The sequence below is a fragment of the Streptomyces sp. URMC 126 genome (assembly GCF_051386555.1).
Lineage (GTDB): Bacteria > Actinomycetota > Actinomycetes > Streptomycetales > Streptomycetaceae > Streptomyces.
This window is the reverse complement of the sequence record NZ_JBPQTX010000927.1, coordinates 1-266: the sequence shown is the minus strand read 5'-3', so window position 1 is coordinate 266 and position 266 is coordinate 1. Positions and strand designations below refer to the sequence as shown.

General features: G+C 77.4%; 1 pseudogene. It reads right to left on the bottom strand.

Features of this window, described 5'->3' with window-relative positions:
* Positions 1-206: pseudogene (locus ACSNOK_RS34520) on the bottom strand (hypothetical protein); the annotation flags it as partial.
* Between the last annotated feature and the right edge of the window lie 60 nt (positions 207-266).

Genomic DNA, 266 nt, shown 5'->3' with positions numbered 1-266 from the left:
CGCGAGTGGCGCCGGCGGGGCCATCCGCTGGGGCTGCTGCGGCAGATCCTGCCGCATCCCGGCGACGCGCCCGGGGCGAGCGCGGTGGCCGCCGCGGCGACGAGGGCCCGTTCCTCGGGGAAGAGCTCCTCCTCGCCGGTGTCCTCGAACGCCTCCGCGCACACGACGCCGGCCGGCAGCAGCTCGGACAGCAGCACGTCCCTCACGCCCGCTCAGCCTCCCGCTTTCGCTCCGCCTCCTGCTGCCGCTCCGCCTCCCGCTTCCGC